Source organism: Polynucleobacter sp. AP-Nino-20-G2 (assembly GCF_018688235.1).
Taxonomy (GTDB): Bacteria; Pseudomonadota; Gammaproteobacteria; order Burkholderiales; family Burkholderiaceae; genus Polynucleobacter.
This window is the reverse complement of the sequence record NZ_CP061313.1, coordinates 1874726-1889298: the sequence shown is the minus strand read 5'-3', so window position 1 is coordinate 1889298 and position 14573 is coordinate 1874726. Positions and strand designations below refer to the sequence as shown.

The window sequence follows — 14573 nt, the reverse complement described above, 5'->3', positions numbered from 1 at the left end:
ACATGGTCGGAATTGTTATTGTTGCTCACACTCCAGTAGCAAGCGCCATGCTGGGATTTGCCGAGCATGCTTTTGGGGTTTTGCCTGAAGGAGTGAGGGCTGTCGATATTCCTCCCCATGAAGACACTAAAGCGAGCTTTGATCGAGTCCTGAGAGCGGCCTATGGTGTTGATACAGGTAAGGGGCTTTTAATTCTGACGGATGTGATGGGTGCTACCCCTGCAAATGTGGCATCCAAGTTAGAGGCGCTTGGCCCCCTCTCGGGATTGAACTCTCCACTCATTGTTTTGGCTGGACTCAATTTACCTATGCTCATGCGTTGCATCTCTCACCGTGGAGAGGGCCTAGAAGAGTTAGCCCAGAAAGCATTACAAGGCGGTCAAAATGGAATTTTGCGTTTGGGTTCTAAGGCGCATCAAGAAACTGTGGAGAAATAAACCTAGCCATGCCAGTTACTGAAATTGAAATTATCAATAAATTGGGTTTACACGCACGTGCATCTGCAAAGCTGTCACAGCTTGCCGCCCAATTTCCCTGTGAGATTTTCTTGTCACGCAATGGTCGTCAAATTAATGCGAAGAGCATTATGGGTGTCATGATGCTTGCGGCAGGAATAGGCAGCACTGTTACATTGGAAACAGTTGGCGATCAGGCGGATGAAGCGATGAAGGCTTTGGTAGATCTGATTAATGATCGTTTTGGTGAGGGTGAGTAAGGATGACTTTTGCCTTGCACGGAATTCCAGTATCAAAGGGCATTGCCATTGGCAAAGCTGTACTGATTTCGCGTGCGGCATTAGAGGTCAGTCATTACTTAGTTGAGTCTGGTAAGGAAGAGGCGGAAGCCAAAAAATTATTAGACGCCTTTGAGCAAGTGCGCCTGGAATTGGCGCAACTACGTCAAGGATTGCCAAAAGATGCGCCACAAGAGATGGCTGCATTCTTAGATGTGCATGGCATGATTTTGGCTGACCCAGCCTTGGCTGAGAAGCCGTTGAAACTCATTCGCACGCAACGACTCAATGCCGCTTGGGCATTGACGACCGAGCTGAATGATCTCCTCGAACAATTTTCCGAGATTGAAGATCCTTATCTGAAAGAGCGGGGAAATGATATTCGCCAGGTTGCGGAGAGAGTGCTTAAGGCCCTCAACGCACAGCAAAAAGATACGCTGAGTGACTCCGAGCTCTTATCGCCAAGCGATGTTGGCGTAGATGCCATTATTGTGGCGCATGATATTGCGCCTCATGACATGTTGCGCTTCAAAGAGCACGCATTTACTGGTTTCGTTACTGACCTCGGCGGAAAAACTTCCCACACCGCAATTGTTGCGCGCAGCATGGAAATACCGGCGGTAGTTGGTGTGCGCCATGCCAGCGAGATGATTCGTCATGGTGATTGGTTGGTGATTGATGGTGAGCATGGTGTGGTGGTGGTTGCCCCAGATGAGCAATTGCTCTCGGAATATCGTTTGTTACAAACAAAGGCGATCGAAGAGACGCGCAAGCTCCAAGAGCTTAAACACTCTCGCACCGCCACAGCAGACAAGGTGGCCATTGAGTTGTTAGCGAATATTGAATTACCTGAAGATGCTACTCAAGCGGTAGAGTTAGGCGCAATTGGAGTTGGTTTATTCCGCTCAGAATTTTTATTCATGGATCGCAATCAAGCATTGCCAGACGAAGAGCAGCAATATCAAGAGTATCGCCGTGTAGTCGATTTGATGCATGGTTTGCCAGTGAACATCCGCACTATTGATGTGGGAGCGGATAAGGCCTTGGGCTCTGGCTCCGATTTATCCCAAACCGGAACATCTCCTTTGGGCTTGCGCGCTATTCGCTGGTCTCTCACCGAGCCAGAAATCTTCTTGACTCAGTTGAGGGCGATCTTAAGAGCTTCGGCGCATGGCCAAGCTCGCATCATGATTCCAATGTTGGCTCATGTGAAAGAAATTGATGAGACATTGCGCTTGATTGAAAAAGCAAAGCAACAGTTGCATCAGCGTGGACAGCCATTCAATCCAAACATCCAAGTGGGCGCCATGATTGAAATTCCGGCCGCCGCTTTGGTATTGCCCTTGTTCATTAACCGCTTTGATTTCTTATCAATTGGTACAAACGATTTAATTCAGTACACATTAGCAATCGATCGTGCGGATCATGCGGTGGCGCATCTTTATGACCCGTATCATCCTGCAATCTTGAATCTGCTATTCAATATTATTGATCAGGCAAAGCGGGCCAATATTCCTGTAGCCGTATGCGGTGAGATGGCGGGTGATCCGACGATGACGAAGTTGTTGTTAGGTTTGGGGTTGACTGACTTTTCAATGCACTTTAGCCAGCTGTTATTGGTCAAGCGTGAAATTCTGAAAGCCGATGTGGGTCTACTGAAGTCACGTATCCAGGCCGTATTGCAAGCCATAGAGCCAGAGGATCAAGCTCAGGCGCTTGAAAAACTCCTAGCTTGATAGCTTAGGCCGAGTGACGCTGCCCACAAACGGGGCATTCAGGATTTCTAGAAATTCGAATTTCATTAATCTGGGTATTGAGTGCATTCCACAGTAGCATTCTTCCAACCAATGGCTGGCCAAACCCAATCAGAATTTGTAAGGCTTGAGCTGCCTGCATGGCGCCAATAATTCCCACTAGGGGTGAGAAGATGCCCATGCTGGCGCAACTGACTTCCTCAAATTGCTCATCTGGTGAAAAGAGGCAGGCATAGCAAGGTGAGGAATCACTTCTAAAGTCAAACACACTCAATTGACCGTCAAACTTCAATGCCGAGCCAGAGACCAATGGAATGTGATGCTTGAAGCAGGCAGCATTAATTAGATGGCGCGTTGCGAAGTTATCAGTGCAATCCAAGACAACATCAACAGTGGGTAGTAATGAGTTAAGTAAAGCTTCGGATGCTTTTTCCTGAATGGCGTTTATCACCAAATTTGAGTTAAGGCTTTGCAAGAACAGCTTGCCTGACTCCACTTTGCTTTTCCCAAGAGAGTCTTGAGAATGCATGATTTGACGTTGCAGGTTAGTCAATTCAACTTGATCGTGATCTACTAAAGTGATCTTTCCTGCGCCAGCAGCGGCAATGTAGGGCGCTGCTGCACTGCCTAAGCCACCCGCACCAATGATGAGGACGTGCGAGCTTAGAACCTTTTCTTGTCCTGCGACATCAATTTCCTCGAGGAGGAGATGCCTCGAGTAGCGAAGTAGCTGCTCATCATTCATATTGAATAAAGCCAAGGAAGCGCTTACTCGAGTTTTGAAGCAGAGCGCTTCACGGGCTCACCATTGATAAAAGCCACAGCCTGGGAAAGCATGAAGTCATCAGCACTACCAAGTTCGGTAGGTTTCTTGGACTTCTCTTTTTCTTTTTCTTCAGGAGTCTTCTTGGCATTTTTCTCTTCAATGCGCTGTAGCTCCTCAAGGCGACGCTTCTCGCGATCAGCAATCAGCTTTTCTTCGGATGACTGCTTATTGCGCAGATGCTTCTCACTGTCAATTTCGCGAGTAATCAACACATCATCTGGATCACCATCTTTGTTTTGATCGACTGCGATATCCGGCTTAATGCCATAGGCTTGAATGGATCTGCCAGTAGGCGTGTAGTAATACGCCGTTGTAATTTTTAAAGCGGAATCATTTGTTAGAGGACGTACTGTTTGTACGGAGCCCTTACCAAAAGTGGTTTTACCAATAATGGTTGCGCGTTTGTAATCCTGCAAGGCGCCCGCGACAATTTCGGAGGCAGATGCTGAGTACGCATTGACCAATACGACCATTGGCAGCTTTTTAAACATGGCAGGAACACCGGCCAAAGGATCGCCAGCCTCGCTCAGGCGGTACATAGCAGGCGTCGCATTAAATACCTGCTTAGAGTCTGGTGTTTGACCTTTGGTCGAGACGATGACTGCATCAGCAGGCAGAAAGGCTGCGGCAACGCCAACAGCGCCTTGAAGTAAGCCACCACCATTGTTTCTCAGATCAAGGATGATGCCCTTCATTTTCGGATCTTGATTGGCGAGTTCAATTAACTTCTTCGCCAAATCAGGAACAGTGCGCTCTTGAAAGCTAGTGACTCTCACCCAAGCGATATCGTTATCCAAAATCCTGGCTTTAACAGATTGCACTTTAATTTCAGCGCGGGTAATGGTTACAGGGAAGCTGCGCTCTTCACTCTTACGAAATACGGTCAAAGTAATTTTCGTGCCTGGTGTGCCGCGCATCGTGCGCACTGCCTTATCAAGAGACATACCTCGTACAGGCTTGTCATCCAGGCGAGTAATTAAATCACCGGCCTGTAGTCCAGCATGCGCTGCGGGACTGTCTTCAATCGGATTGAGTACTTTAACTACGCCATCTTCAGAAGTGATTTCAATACCGAGGCCCGCAAACTTCCCGCTTGTTTGCTCCTGCATTTCAGAGAAATCTTTTTTATCTAAATAGGTAGAGTGCGGATCAAGACTGCTCACCATGCCTTTGACGGCATCCGTTAGTAACTGTTTGTCCTCAATAGGCTCGACATACTCACGTTTAATTTGAGCAAAGACATTCGATAAAGTGCGCAGCTCATCTAGAGGCAATGTGGCGCCTTGTTGGGCGGTTGCCGATAATTGAATGGTTGCTGCAACCCCGGCGATTAAGCCAGCAGTGACTAGGGCAAAGTTCTTCAGAAATACGCGCATGCTTTTTTTACCCTAATCCAAATAAAAGTGTTGAATCGGTTTGAGGTTGTCATCCAGCTCATAAACGAGAGGGATGCCGTTGGGGACATTAATTTCCATAATGTCTTCGTCAGATACCTGATCTAGGTATTTAATTAAAGAGCGGATGCTGTTTCCGTGCGCAACGAGCAACACTCGTTTGCCCGCTTTGAGGGCTGGGGCTATGGATTCATTCCAAAGTGGCAAAACTCGCTCGACGTTGTCTTTTAAGCATTCGCCTAATGGAATGTCTGAAGGGCTGAGTTTTTCATAGCGGCGATCGTTTTGTGGATTACGGTCATCGCCAGTTTCCAGCAATGGAGGGCGTACGTCATAGGAGCGACGCCAAATGTGTACTTGTGCATCTCCATATTGGGCGGCAGTCTCGGCCTTATTTAATCCGGTTAGGGCGCCGTAATGACGCTCATTTAATCTCCAGCTATGGACAACTGGGAGCCACATCAAATCCATGGTGTCCTGTACATGCCAAAGAGTGCGAATTGCCCGTCTTAAAACTGAGGTGTAAGCAACATCGAACTCATAGCCTGCTTTTCTGAGGTTTTCACCAGCGGCCAGGGCCTGCTCTGTCCCTTTTGGGGTTAAGTCAACGTCCGCCCAGCCAGTGAAGCGGTTTTCAAGGTTCCAGGCGGATTCGCCATGACGAATAAGGACAAGTTGTTTCATAGAGCCATTCTATAATCCGGTGATGAACTTTCTCACGCAAATTGATAATTTAGCGCTTATCGCCCTTTTAGTAGTAACGGGCTTAGCGCTTTTCCTGCCTACATTATCTACGCTTATTAGCGGAAAAGGCTTATCGGCTACCGAGGCAACCATTTGGATGAATCGTCGCAAAGCCTCTGTTTTAGATTTACGCCCCGAGGCGGCATTTAAAGCCGGTCATTTGCCAGGCGCTAAAAACCTATCTGCAGCCCAGCTCACTGCTGGCATTGATAAGCTCAAACTAGATCGTAAGCACCCATTGATTTTGGTTTGCGAGACTGGCGTGAGCTCGCGTAAAGCCCTTGCCGAGGCTCAAAAGTTAGGTTTTGCTGAGGTTGGGATTTTGGACGGCGGCGTTCAGGCTTGGCAATCCGCAGCTCTTCCACTAGTTAAATAATTTTCGAGCGTCTGATATGCCCTTAGTTACGATGTATAGCACCCAAGTTTGCCCATATTGCGTCATGGCAGAAAAGCTGTTGCAAAAAAAAGGTGTCGCGAATCTAGAAAAGATTTTGATTGATCGTGATCCCGCACAACGCGACATCATGATGACCCGCACTGGCCGACGCACAGTTCCGCAAATTTATATTGGCGAAACACATGTTGGCGGGTATGACGATTTAGTCGCCCTTGATCGTGCTGGACAACTTGACCCATTATTGGCTTAAAAATTATTCTGAAAGTTTGCAATGACTGAACAATCTATCCCAACACCAGACAGTGCTGATAACTCTAAAGAGCCTGGATTTCGTATTCAGCGCATCTATCTCAAAGATCTTTCTTTAGAGCAACCAAATGCCCCGCAAATTTTATTGGTGGCAGCTGAGCCTCAGGTAGAGGTTGAGGTTGATGTTGCCGTCACTCGTTTGAGTGATGAAATTTTTGAAGTCGCTTTAATTGCGACGGTTACTGCCAAGGTGGAGAGCAAAGTTCTCTTTTTGGTTGAAGCAAAGCAAGCTGGAATCTTTGAGTTCAGCAATATTCCTCCGGAGCAAATCGATCCAATGTTAGGCATTGCTTGCCCAACGATTTTGTATCCATACTTGCGCTCCAATATTGCCGACACTATTAGTCGCGCAGGCTTTCAGCCGATTCATTTAAATGAAATCAATTTCCACGGTATGTATGAGCACCGCATCATGCAGGCTCAGCAAGCTGCTGCCGAGGAAGGCAAGGGAAAGCTTCCTAACTAAATCCACGCGAAAGGTCCACAGATCATGAAAGTGACGCTGCTTGGAGCTGGATCCTGGGGTACTGCCATGGCTGCGCAAGCCGCACGCCATCTTGAGCCAGGCGCTGTATGTTTGTGGTCGCGTAGCTCGCAGCAGTTAGACGACATTCAAAAGACGGGTGAAAACGCTGGCTATTTGCCCGGCGTTGTTTTGCCTAAGGGCCTGGTGTTAGAGGCTAATTTAGAGCGCGCTATCGAGCGCCTCTCAGAAAATGATCTTTTGGTAATTGCGACACCAATGTCCGGGTTGTCGGAGACGGTTACACAGGTATTGCGGATTGCTAAACATCCGCTCAATATCGTTTGGCTATGCAAAGGTCTTGAGCCGAGTACTACCTTATTGCCGCATCAAGTGGTTGAGCGCGAGGACCAATTGCACAGCCATGGATTGCATCATGCCTATGGCGCACTTTCTGGCCCTAGCTTTGCTCAAGAGGTTGGCAATGGCATGCCTTGCGCGCTTACGGTAGCAAGTCAATCCAATTCCCTGTGTGACATTGTTCAAGCTGCTTTTCATCACGGCAATATGCGTATTTACGCTAGCGATGATTTGGTGGGCGTTGAGTTGGGCGGCGCCATTAAAAACGTATTAGCAATTGCCGCCGGTATAGGCGATGGTTTGGATTTAGGTCTTAACGCTCGCGCTGCTGTATTGACACGCGGCCTTGCGGAAATGATGCGTTTGGTAAAAGCGGCTGGCGGCCGACCAGAAACTTGCATGGGATTGACTGGTGTTGGCGATTTAATTTTGACTGCCACTGGGGATTTATCGCGTAACCGTCGCGTTGGTCTTGCTCTTGCTGCAGGAAAATCTTTGCCGGAAATTTTAGGAAGCTTAGGTCATGTGGCTGAAGGTGTTTTATGTGCCTCTGCTGTTGGCAATCTGGCTGAGCGTTTGGGGGTAGAGATGCCCATTACTGCCATGATGGGTGAGGTGTTATCTGGAAAGCTTGCTCCAAAAGAAGCGGTAAAAAAATTAATGGGGCGCGACCCCAAAGTAGAATCCTGATCTTCGATTAGTTTCCGCCAGCAAGCCCATTCTGGCGCCAGGCTTCGTAAACCACAATAGCAACAGTATTCGAGAGATTCAAGCTACGGCTGCTGTCTTGCATCGCTAAACGCATCTGGTTTGGCTTGGGGATAGAGCTTCTTACTTCTTCAGTAATTCCTTTGGTCTCGGAGCCAAAGACAAAATAATCTTCCGGTAAGTATTTGCCGTCATGGAACTTGCCGGATCCTTTAGTAGTCAGTGCAAACATGCGCTCAGGATTGGGCTGTTCATTCGCAAGAAATTGCGCCCAGTTCTGATGAACTTTGACTCTAGCGAACTCGTGATAGTCCAGGCCAGCTCTACGCAGTTTGGCATCCTCCATCGGAAAGCCTAGCGGCTCAATCAAATGAAGCTTGGCGCCAGTATTCGCGCACAGACGAATGATGTTCCCAGTATTGGGTGGAATTTCTGGTTCGAATAAAACAATATTAAACATGCTCTGCTCTTTGCGCTGTTCTCCATCATGCTTGACGGAGTGTTCTTAATAGAACCCAATTAATAACACGAGATACGCCATTGTCCTTCAGAATGCGGGCGATTTCATTTAAGGTGGCGCCAGTAGTCATGACATCATCAAATACGATCACTGTTTGGTTCTCTAGTTGATATTGGTATTTTGGATTGACATAAAACATTCCCTGAATTGACTTATGTCGATTGAGTCGACTTTCATTGGCTTGATGCAGGGTGTGGTGATGACGCTTCAAGATGAAGGGGGATTGATGGATATGAGGCGCGCATTGAATTCTTCTGGCCAATTCCCAGCTTTGATTGAAGCCACGCAAGCAAAGTTTTTCTTGGCTTAATGGCACTGGCAGCAAATAACTTGCCTGGACATCTCTTATTTGTTCATTCATTAACTGATTCCAAGCAGCGCTTAGTCCATGTGCGCATGCTAGGCGCTTCTGATATTTCAGTTGATGCAGGGCTCTCTGCAGTTTTCCGTGATAGCGATCTAAGCAGTAGGTTTCATCAAAATAAGGTGAATTCAATTGGCACTCTTGACATCGCTGTTGAGTAATCTCACTCGCGAGTAAGGTAATGCCGCATTGTTGGCAGCACTCATAGTGTGAGAGTTGCTCGGCGGCCAATAAGTCGGCGCATTGAGTGCACAAGGTCTGCTGCTGATAGGCCTCGCAAACGATGCATGCGCTTGGCAGAAGATGCGAGCTTATCGCTTGAAAAATATTCTCAAATATTCGCATCGGGCGCTGAGTATACTGAGCCAATGACCCAATCAATCAGATGGCTTCAGGATGAAATTGCAGACCGTATGTTGCAAAAATTAGACATCGTGAAGATGCAAGTAAAGGATGTCTTAGTCATTCCGGATTTCTCCGGGCGGCACGCTCATTTTTTGGCGAAACGTTTTCCTGGCATTCGATTTCATAGTGCGCCAGAGTCTGACCTGTCCGCGTGGGAACGGTTGAAATTGAAGGTCTCTCGTTTGTGGAGTTCTGGCTTTAAGGTCGCACCTACCGTTTCCTTGGCGAGCTATCAAAAAACGGGTCGCCTTGATCTTCCAAATAATTCAGTAGATTTAGTATTTAGCGTTTTATTGATTCAGGATTTGCCTGATCCAAAGCATTTCTTGCAGGAATGTTGGCGTGTACTCAAAGAGGGTGGTTTACTCACATTGAGTTATTTAGGGCCGGATACGGCTAAAGAGCTTTATATGGCTGGCGACACACCACAACAGATTGCTTTAAAAAAATTGGCAAACCCATGGGATATGCACGATATGGGAGACGCTCTTTTGGGGGAACGTTTTTCTGACCCAGTGATGGATATGGAGTTTTTGAAGTTGGATTACGAGTCAGATGCGGTTTTGCTAGCCGACGCCAAAGCGCTCAAAATGATTGAATCAGGCATCGAAAGCCCCTTTTTTGGGGATAAATTACCCAAAAAACTGACCTTAGAAGTGGTTTATGGACACGCTTGGGTGATTGGTAAGCACCTGGCTAAAGCGGAGGACCATGTGGCCTATATTGATCTAAATCAAATCCAGCGCAAGACTAGGAGTGATTCTGCTTAAGTGTAAGTGATCACTATCATTAAAACCTTTATCAAGATTGAGGCAAGCCTGGTTTACCTGGTTTGTTGTTGAACTTAATTAACCCTATAATCTCTGCTGGATGTATTGGCTTGATACCGCTTTTTGGGCTATCTGGGGCTGTATTGCCACAGAAGTTCACGACAATAAACAGAGAATAAGATGAATTTATTTGGAAAAGTCACAAGGGCTTCGCTCTATTTAGTAGCAGCCTTCGGCACTGCATTTGCACATGCAGCAGAAAATATGCCTGGCGGCCCAGCTGTCAATCAGCTCAATTTTGCTGCGCCAGCAACCAAAATCATGCAAGAAATCCATTGGTTGCATTGGATGATGTTGGTCATCTGCGCATTGATTTTTATCGGTGTTTTTGGGGTGATGTTCTACTCCATCTTGAAACATCGCAAATCTTTGGGTCATAAGTCAGCCTCATTTCATGAGAGCACCACTGTTGAAATTATTTGGACAGTGATTCCTTTGCTTATCGTGATTGGTATGGCTTTGCCAGCAACTAAAACAGTTGTGGCTATGAAAGACACTACAAATTCAGACATCACGATTAAAACTACTGGTTATCAGTGGAAATGGGGTTACGACTACATCAAAGGTGAGGGCGAGGGCATTAGCTTCTTGTCTACTTTGTCGACATCCCGTGAAGCAATTAACAACTTGGCACCAAAATCAAATACCTATTTGATGGAAGTGGACAACGAAATGGTTGTGCCAGTTGGAAAAAAAATTCGCTTGATTACTACTGCTAATGACGTGATTCACGCGTGGACTATTCCAGCGTTTGGCGTTAAGCAAGATGCGATTCCAGGTTTTGTACGTGATACATGGTTCCGTGCTGACACTATTGGCACATTCCGTGGTCAGTGTTCAGAGTTGTGCGGTGCTGAACACGCCTTCATGCCTATCGTGGTGAAAGTGGTGTCACAAGAAGACTACAGCGCTTGGGTTGCACAGAAGAAAAAAGAAATGTCAGCCGCCTCTGATGATCCTTCAAAGGCCTACACCTTGGATGAGCAAAAAGAGCGTGGTGCAAAAGTGTACGCAGCAAATTGCGCTGCATGCCATCAGCCTAACGGCAAGGGTGCTGGTGCATTCCCAGCATTGGATGGCAGCAAAGTGGTTAACGGCCCTAAAGAAGGTCAATATAACATTTTGCTGAACGGCAAAAATGCAATGCCTAAATGGGCTGGCGTGATTTCTGATGGCGATATCGCTGCTGTGATCACCTATACCCGCAATGCATGGGGTAATAAGACGGGTGAAGTGATTCAGACCCAAGACATTATTACCGCACGCGGTGGCAAGTAATCCATTCATTAATACAGATAAAACGAAACCGGAGTAATCCATGAGCACAGTCTCTACTACCCACGATCACGCGCACGATGATCACATGCCACATGGTTGGCGTCGTTGGTTGTTCGCAACCAACCATAAAGACATCGGCACGATGTACTTGATCTTCTCGTTTGTTAGCTTGTTAGCTGGCGGCATGATGGCTTTGGGAATTCGTTTGGAGCTATTCCAACCTGGTCTGCAATATTTGCGCCCAGAGTTCTTCAACCAATTAACGACCATGCACGGTTTGGTCATGGTGTTTGGCGCGATCATGCCGGCTTTCGTTGGCTTTGCTAACTGGATGGTGCCTTTGCAAATTGGCGCATCTGATATGGCGTTTGCGCGTATGAATAACTTCAGCTTCTGGATCCTGCCAGTGGCTGCAACTTTGTTGTTGAGTTCATTTTTGGTTCCTGGTGGCGCTCCATCAGGTGGCTGGACTATTTACGCTCCATTGACTTCGCAGATGGGCCCTGGAATGGATATGGCAATTTTTGCTCTCCATTTATTAGGCGCCTCTTCAATCATGGGTTCAATCAACATCATTGTGACGATTTTGAACATGCGCGCTCCTGGCATGACATTGATGAAGATGCCAATGTTCTGCTGGACTTGGTTGATCACTGCTTACTTATTGATTGCGGTAATGCCTGTATTGGCTGGTGCGATCACCATGGTTCTGACTGATCGTCATTTCGGCACTTCATTCTTCTCTGCTGTTGGCGGCGGCGACCCAATCATGTTCCAGCATATTTTCTGGTTCTTCGGTCACCCAGAGGTTTACATCATGATTCTTCCAGCATTCGGAATTATTAGTGAAATCGTTCCAGCATTCTCCAGAAAGACATTGTTTGGTTACAGCTCCATGGTTTATGCGACAGCATCGATTGCGATCTTGTCATTCATCGTTTGGGCTCACCACATGTTTGCTACTGGTATGCCAGTAACAGGCCAATTGTTCTTTATGTACGCCACAATGTTGATTGCTGTTCCAACTGGTGTGAAGATTTTCAACTGGGTTGCAACAATGTGGAAAGGTTCAATGACCTTTGAGACTCCAATGTTGTGGGCCATCGGCTTTATTTTCGTATTCACCATGGGTGGCTTTACTGGCTTGATCCTAGCGATGGCGCCGATTGATATCGGTGTTCAAGATACATACTACGTAGTAGCGCATTTCCACTATGTATTGGTTGCGGGTTCTTTGTTTGCAATGTTCGCTGGTTTCTACTACTGGTGTCCAAAGTGGACTGGCCACATGGCTAGCGAAACTCGCGGCAAGATCCATTTCTGGGCTTCCATGATTTTCTTCAACATCACCTTCTTCCCAATGCACTTCTTGGGTCTAGCTGGTATGCCACGTCGTTACGCAGACTACCCAACTCAGTTTGCTGACTTCAACATGATTGCATCGATTGGCGCCTTGGGCTTTGGTTTGGCACAGGTTTATTTCTTACTCTTCGTTGTCTTGCCTGCTTATCGCGGTCATGGCGAGAAGGCACCGATGAAGCCATGGGATGGTGCAAAAGGTTTGGAGTGGACTATTCCTTCACCAGCACCACATCACACTTTTGAAACTCCGCCTAGTGCAGAGCAGATGCGTGAAGCAGGAATTTAATTCTTCAGCGAAACAAACCCTGGCTGCGAGCAATCGTAGGTTGGGGTTTGTACTTCTGAGTGTTGTACTGACGTTCTTTATTGGAATTGTGATTAAACGGAGCTTATTGGGTTAATCCCGCTTATTGCGATGGTCTCTACTCAATCTCTTAATCGCCAAATTTTATTAAAGCTCTTAATTGCGGCTGTGATGATGTTTGGTTTTGGTTACGCATTGGTTCCGATGTACAAGGCCTTGTGTGAGGTCACTGGGATTAACGTAGTCACTAGTAAAAATGATTATGGTGTCAGAGCCTATAGCGCTAATAAGGTCGGTAATACGCAGGTAGATAGTTCGCGTACAGTGACCATTGAGTTTGACTCCAATAGTCGTGGTCCGTTTACCTTTAAGCCTGTAAAGAATTTTTTAGAAGTGCATCCCGGCGAGATGTCTGAAATTGTGTATGAGGTGACCAATAATTTGGGCCGCACAGTAAAGGCGCAAGCGATACCGAGTTACGCACCCAAAAGCGCAACAGAGTTTTTTACGAAATTAGAGTGTTTTTGTTTTCAGGAGCAAACGCTAGCGGCAAATGAAACAAGAAAGATGCCGGTAGTGTTCGTCATTGATGCAGGTTTGCCTGAGGATGTGAAAACAATTACTTTGTCGTATACCTTTTTTGAATTGGGACTTGGTACTCCTCCAGCTCCAAAATCAAAGGTAGCGTCATGAAAAAGAAAAGCAGTTTTTGGCAGTCTATGAAAGCAGTAATGTGGGGCTTCTTGGGTGTCCGTAAGCAGTCGGGCTTGCAAGAGGATGTTGCTTCACTCAGTTTTGTTCACATTATCATTGCAGGAGTGGTGGGAGCCTTAATTTTTATGGCAGTCCTCTTGTTGATAGTGAAAGCAGTTGTTTCCCATTGATTTTTTTTGATTGAATAGAGAGAATAAGATGTCATCCAATTCAACCCCATACTATTTCGTCCCTGGACTATCTAGACACCCAGCTATGGCAGCTTTTGGCTTGATTGCCTTTGGCTTCGGCATGTCAGGATGGGTAAACCACACTTCTTGGGGCGGCCCCCTAAGCTTGGTTGGTGTGGCATGGATTCTCTATGTCCTCTATCACTGGTTTGGCGATACGATCGCTGAATCCAACGCTGGTAAGAACGGCGTGAACGTTGATATTTCTTACCGCTGGTCTATGGCCTGGTTCATCTTCTCTGAAATCATGTTCTTTGGCGCATTCTTTGCGGCACTCTTCTACGCACGCAATATCGCGATGCCTTGGATGGGTGATGTTGAGAGCAAATTGCTTTGGCCTAACTTCCAAGCTGTATGGCCGAATGATGGGCCTGCAGGTTTGGTTGAGAAATTCACCACTATGGGTCCTTGGCCAATTCCAACAATAAATACATTGTTGTTGTTGAGCTCTGGCGTAACGATCACTTATGCTCACCACGCATTAGTTGAAAACCACATGAAGAAAGCCATCATCGGCCTAGCTGCGACTGTTGGTTTGGGTTTCATCTTCTTGTGCTTCCAAGGCTACGAGTACTACCATGCTTATCATGAACTGAACCTGAAATTAACCTCTGGTGTTTACGGTTCTACATTCTTCATGTTGACTGGTTTCCATGGCTTCCACGTATTCCTTGGTGGAACCATGTTGGCAATTGTGTTGCGTCGCATGATTCGTGGTGACTTCACATCTAAGCATCACTTTGCCTTCGAAGGCGCTGCTTGGTACTGGCATTTCGTTGACGTTGTCTGGCTCGGCCTGTACATCGCTGTCTACTGGATGTAAGTTGAATACAAATCGGGGCGTTAAGCCCCGATTAGTTTTATGGTGTTCTGTTTGT

19 protein-coding genes are annotated in these 14573 nt (G+C 46.8%); 14 read left to right on the top strand and 5 right to left on the bottom strand.

Features of this window, described 5'->3' with window-relative positions:
* Nucleotides 1-2 precede the first annotated feature (2 nt).
* From FD960_RS09795 to ptsP, 3 genes are read left to right on the top strand one after another with little or no spacing between them, the layout of a single operon-like run.
* Nucleotides 3-437 carry a PTS sugar transporter subunit IIA gene (locus FD960_RS09795; protein ID WP_215299029.1) on the top strand — a complete coding sequence of 145 codons (435 nt, stop codon included), beginning with the start codon at nucleotides 3-5 and terminating at the stop codon, nucleotides 435-437.
* A gap of 8 nt (nucleotides 438-445) precedes the next feature.
* A complete protein-coding gene (locus tag FD960_RS09790) occupies nucleotides 446-715 on the top strand; it encodes an HPr family phosphocarrier protein (protein ID WP_215299027.1) in 270 nt (89 codons plus the stop codon).
* 2 nt (nucleotides 716-717) lie between these two features.
* Entirely contained in the window at nucleotides 718-2469 is a 1752-nt protein-coding gene (gene ptsP, locus FD960_RS09785; protein ID WP_215299025.1) for a phosphoenolpyruvate--protein phosphotransferase, read from the top strand.
* Nucleotides 2470-2473: 4 nt separating this feature from the next.
* On the opposite strand, the gene FD960_RS09780 is transcribed toward ptsP, so the two are convergent.
* Genes FD960_RS09780 through gpmA form a run of 3 tightly spaced genes read right to left on the bottom strand, consistent with a single transcriptional unit; the run spans nucleotide 2474 to nucleotide 5391 of the window.
* Nucleotides 2474-3232, bottom strand: a complete 759-nt coding sequence (locus tag FD960_RS09780; protein WP_215300678.1) for a molybdopterin-synthase adenylyltransferase MoeB — start codon at nucleotides 3230-3232, stop codon at nucleotides 2474-2476.
* A 23-nt stretch (nucleotides 3233-3255) separates the two neighbouring features.
* A complete protein-coding gene (locus tag FD960_RS09775; RefSeq protein WP_215299023.1) occupies nucleotides 3256-4689 on the bottom strand; it encodes a S41 family peptidase in 1434 nt (477 codons plus the stop codon).
* A gap of 12 nt (nucleotides 4690-4701) precedes the next feature.
* The gene (gene gpmA / locus FD960_RS09770; protein ID WP_215299021.1) at nucleotides 4702-5391 is read right to left on the bottom strand and encodes a 2,3-diphosphoglycerate-dependent phosphoglycerate mutase; all 690 of its coding nucleotides are present in this window, start codon (nucleotides 5389-5391) and stop codon (nucleotides 4702-4704) included.
* 22 nt (nucleotides 5392-5413) lie between these two features.
* On the opposite strand from gpmA, the gene FD960_RS09765 reads away from it, so the two are divergent.
* Genes FD960_RS09765 through FD960_RS09750 form a run of 4 tightly spaced genes read left to right on the top strand, consistent with a single transcriptional unit; the run spans nucleotide 5414 to nucleotide 7670 of the window.
* Nucleotides 5414-5827 carry a rhodanese-like domain-containing protein gene (locus tag FD960_RS09765; RefSeq protein ID WP_215299020.1) on the top strand — a complete coding sequence of 138 codons (414 nt, stop codon included), beginning with the start codon at nucleotides 5414-5416 and terminating at the stop codon, nucleotides 5825-5827.
* A gap of 16 nt (nucleotides 5828-5843) precedes the next feature.
* Nucleotides 5844-6098 carry a glutaredoxin 3 gene (grxC, locus tag FD960_RS09760; RefSeq protein ID WP_215299019.1) on the top strand — a complete coding sequence of 85 codons (255 nt, stop codon included), beginning with the start codon at nucleotides 5844-5846 and terminating at the stop codon, nucleotides 6096-6098.
* 21 nt (nucleotides 6099-6119) lie between these two features.
* Complete coding sequence (gene secB / locus FD960_RS09755) at nucleotides 6120-6623, top strand: protein-export chaperone SecB (protein WP_215299018.1); 504 nt, start codon at nucleotides 6120-6122, stop codon at nucleotides 6621-6623.
* 24 nt (nucleotides 6624-6647) lie between these two features.
* Nucleotides 6648-7670, top strand: a complete 1023-nt coding sequence (locus FD960_RS09750) for an NAD(P)H-dependent glycerol-3-phosphate dehydrogenase (RefSeq protein ID WP_215299017.1) — start codon at nucleotides 6648-6650, stop codon at nucleotides 7668-7670.
* Between the two features lie 7 nt (nucleotides 7671-7677).
* Here FD960_RS09750 and trmL read toward each other — a convergent pair whose 3' ends face one another.
* Together trmL and FD960_RS09740 are read right to left on the bottom strand one after the other, a co-directional pair.
* Nucleotides 7678-8148 (bottom strand): tRNA (uridine(34)/cytosine(34)/5-carboxymethylaminomethyluridine(34)-2'-O)-methyltransferase TrmL, encoded by a 471-nt coding sequence (gene trmL / locus FD960_RS09745; RefSeq protein ID WP_215299016.1) that lies wholly within the window; start codon nucleotides 8146-8148, stop codon nucleotides 7678-7680.
* Between the two features lie 25 nt (nucleotides 8149-8173).
* Nucleotides 8174-8704, bottom strand: coding sequence for a ComF family protein (locus FD960_RS09740; protein WP_251369791.1), 531 nt, complete (start codon nucleotides 8702-8704; stop codon nucleotides 8174-8176).
* A 236-nt stretch (nucleotides 8705-8940) separates the two neighbouring features.
* Here FD960_RS09740 and FD960_RS09735 point away from each other — a divergent pair, with 236 nt between their 5' ends.
* The 7 genes from FD960_RS09735 (at nucleotide 8941) to FD960_RS09705 (ending at nucleotide 14518) form a co-directional block, all read left to right on the top strand.
* A complete protein-coding gene (locus FD960_RS09735) occupies nucleotides 8941-9747 on the top strand; it encodes a methyltransferase domain-containing protein (protein WP_251369790.1) in 807 nt (268 codons plus the stop codon).
* 180 nt (nucleotides 9748-9927) lie between these two features.
* Nucleotides 9928-11085 carry a cytochrome c oxidase subunit II gene (gene coxB / locus FD960_RS09730; RefSeq protein WP_215299015.1) on the top strand — a complete coding sequence of 386 codons (1158 nt, stop codon included), beginning with the start codon at nucleotides 9928-9930 and terminating at the stop codon, nucleotides 11083-11085.
* A gap of 40 nt (nucleotides 11086-11125) precedes the next feature.
* A complete protein-coding gene (gene ctaD, locus FD960_RS09725) occupies nucleotides 11126-12733 on the top strand; it encodes a cytochrome c oxidase subunit I (RefSeq protein ID WP_215299014.1) in 1608 nt (535 codons plus the stop codon).
* The gene (locus tag FD960_RS10520; RefSeq protein ID WP_215299012.1) at nucleotides 12633-12848 is read left to right on the top strand and encodes a cytochrome oxidase small assembly protein; all 216 of its coding nucleotides are present in this window, start codon (nucleotides 12633-12635) and stop codon (nucleotides 12846-12848) included. The genes ctaD and FD960_RS10520 overlap by 101 nt, the downstream gene beginning before the upstream one ends.
* Before the next feature lie 14 nt (nucleotides 12849-12862).
* On the top strand, nucleotides 12863-13444 hold the full coding sequence (locus FD960_RS09715) for a cytochrome c oxidase assembly protein (protein WP_215299009.1): 582 nt from the start codon (nucleotides 12863-12865) through the stop codon (nucleotides 13442-13444).
* Nucleotides 13441-13635 carry a DUF2970 domain-containing protein gene (locus FD960_RS09710; RefSeq protein WP_215299007.1) on the top strand — a complete coding sequence of 65 codons (195 nt, stop codon included), beginning with the start codon at nucleotides 13441-13443 and terminating at the stop codon, nucleotides 13633-13635. Before FD960_RS09715 ends, FD960_RS09710 begins: the two co-directional genes overlap by 4 nt.
* A 28-nt stretch (nucleotides 13636-13663) precedes the next feature.
* On the top strand, nucleotides 13664-14518 hold the full coding sequence (locus FD960_RS09705) for a cytochrome c oxidase subunit 3 (protein ID WP_215299005.1): 855 nt from the start codon (nucleotides 13664-13666) through the stop codon (nucleotides 14516-14518).
* Nucleotides 14519-14573: the final 55 nt, after the last annotated feature.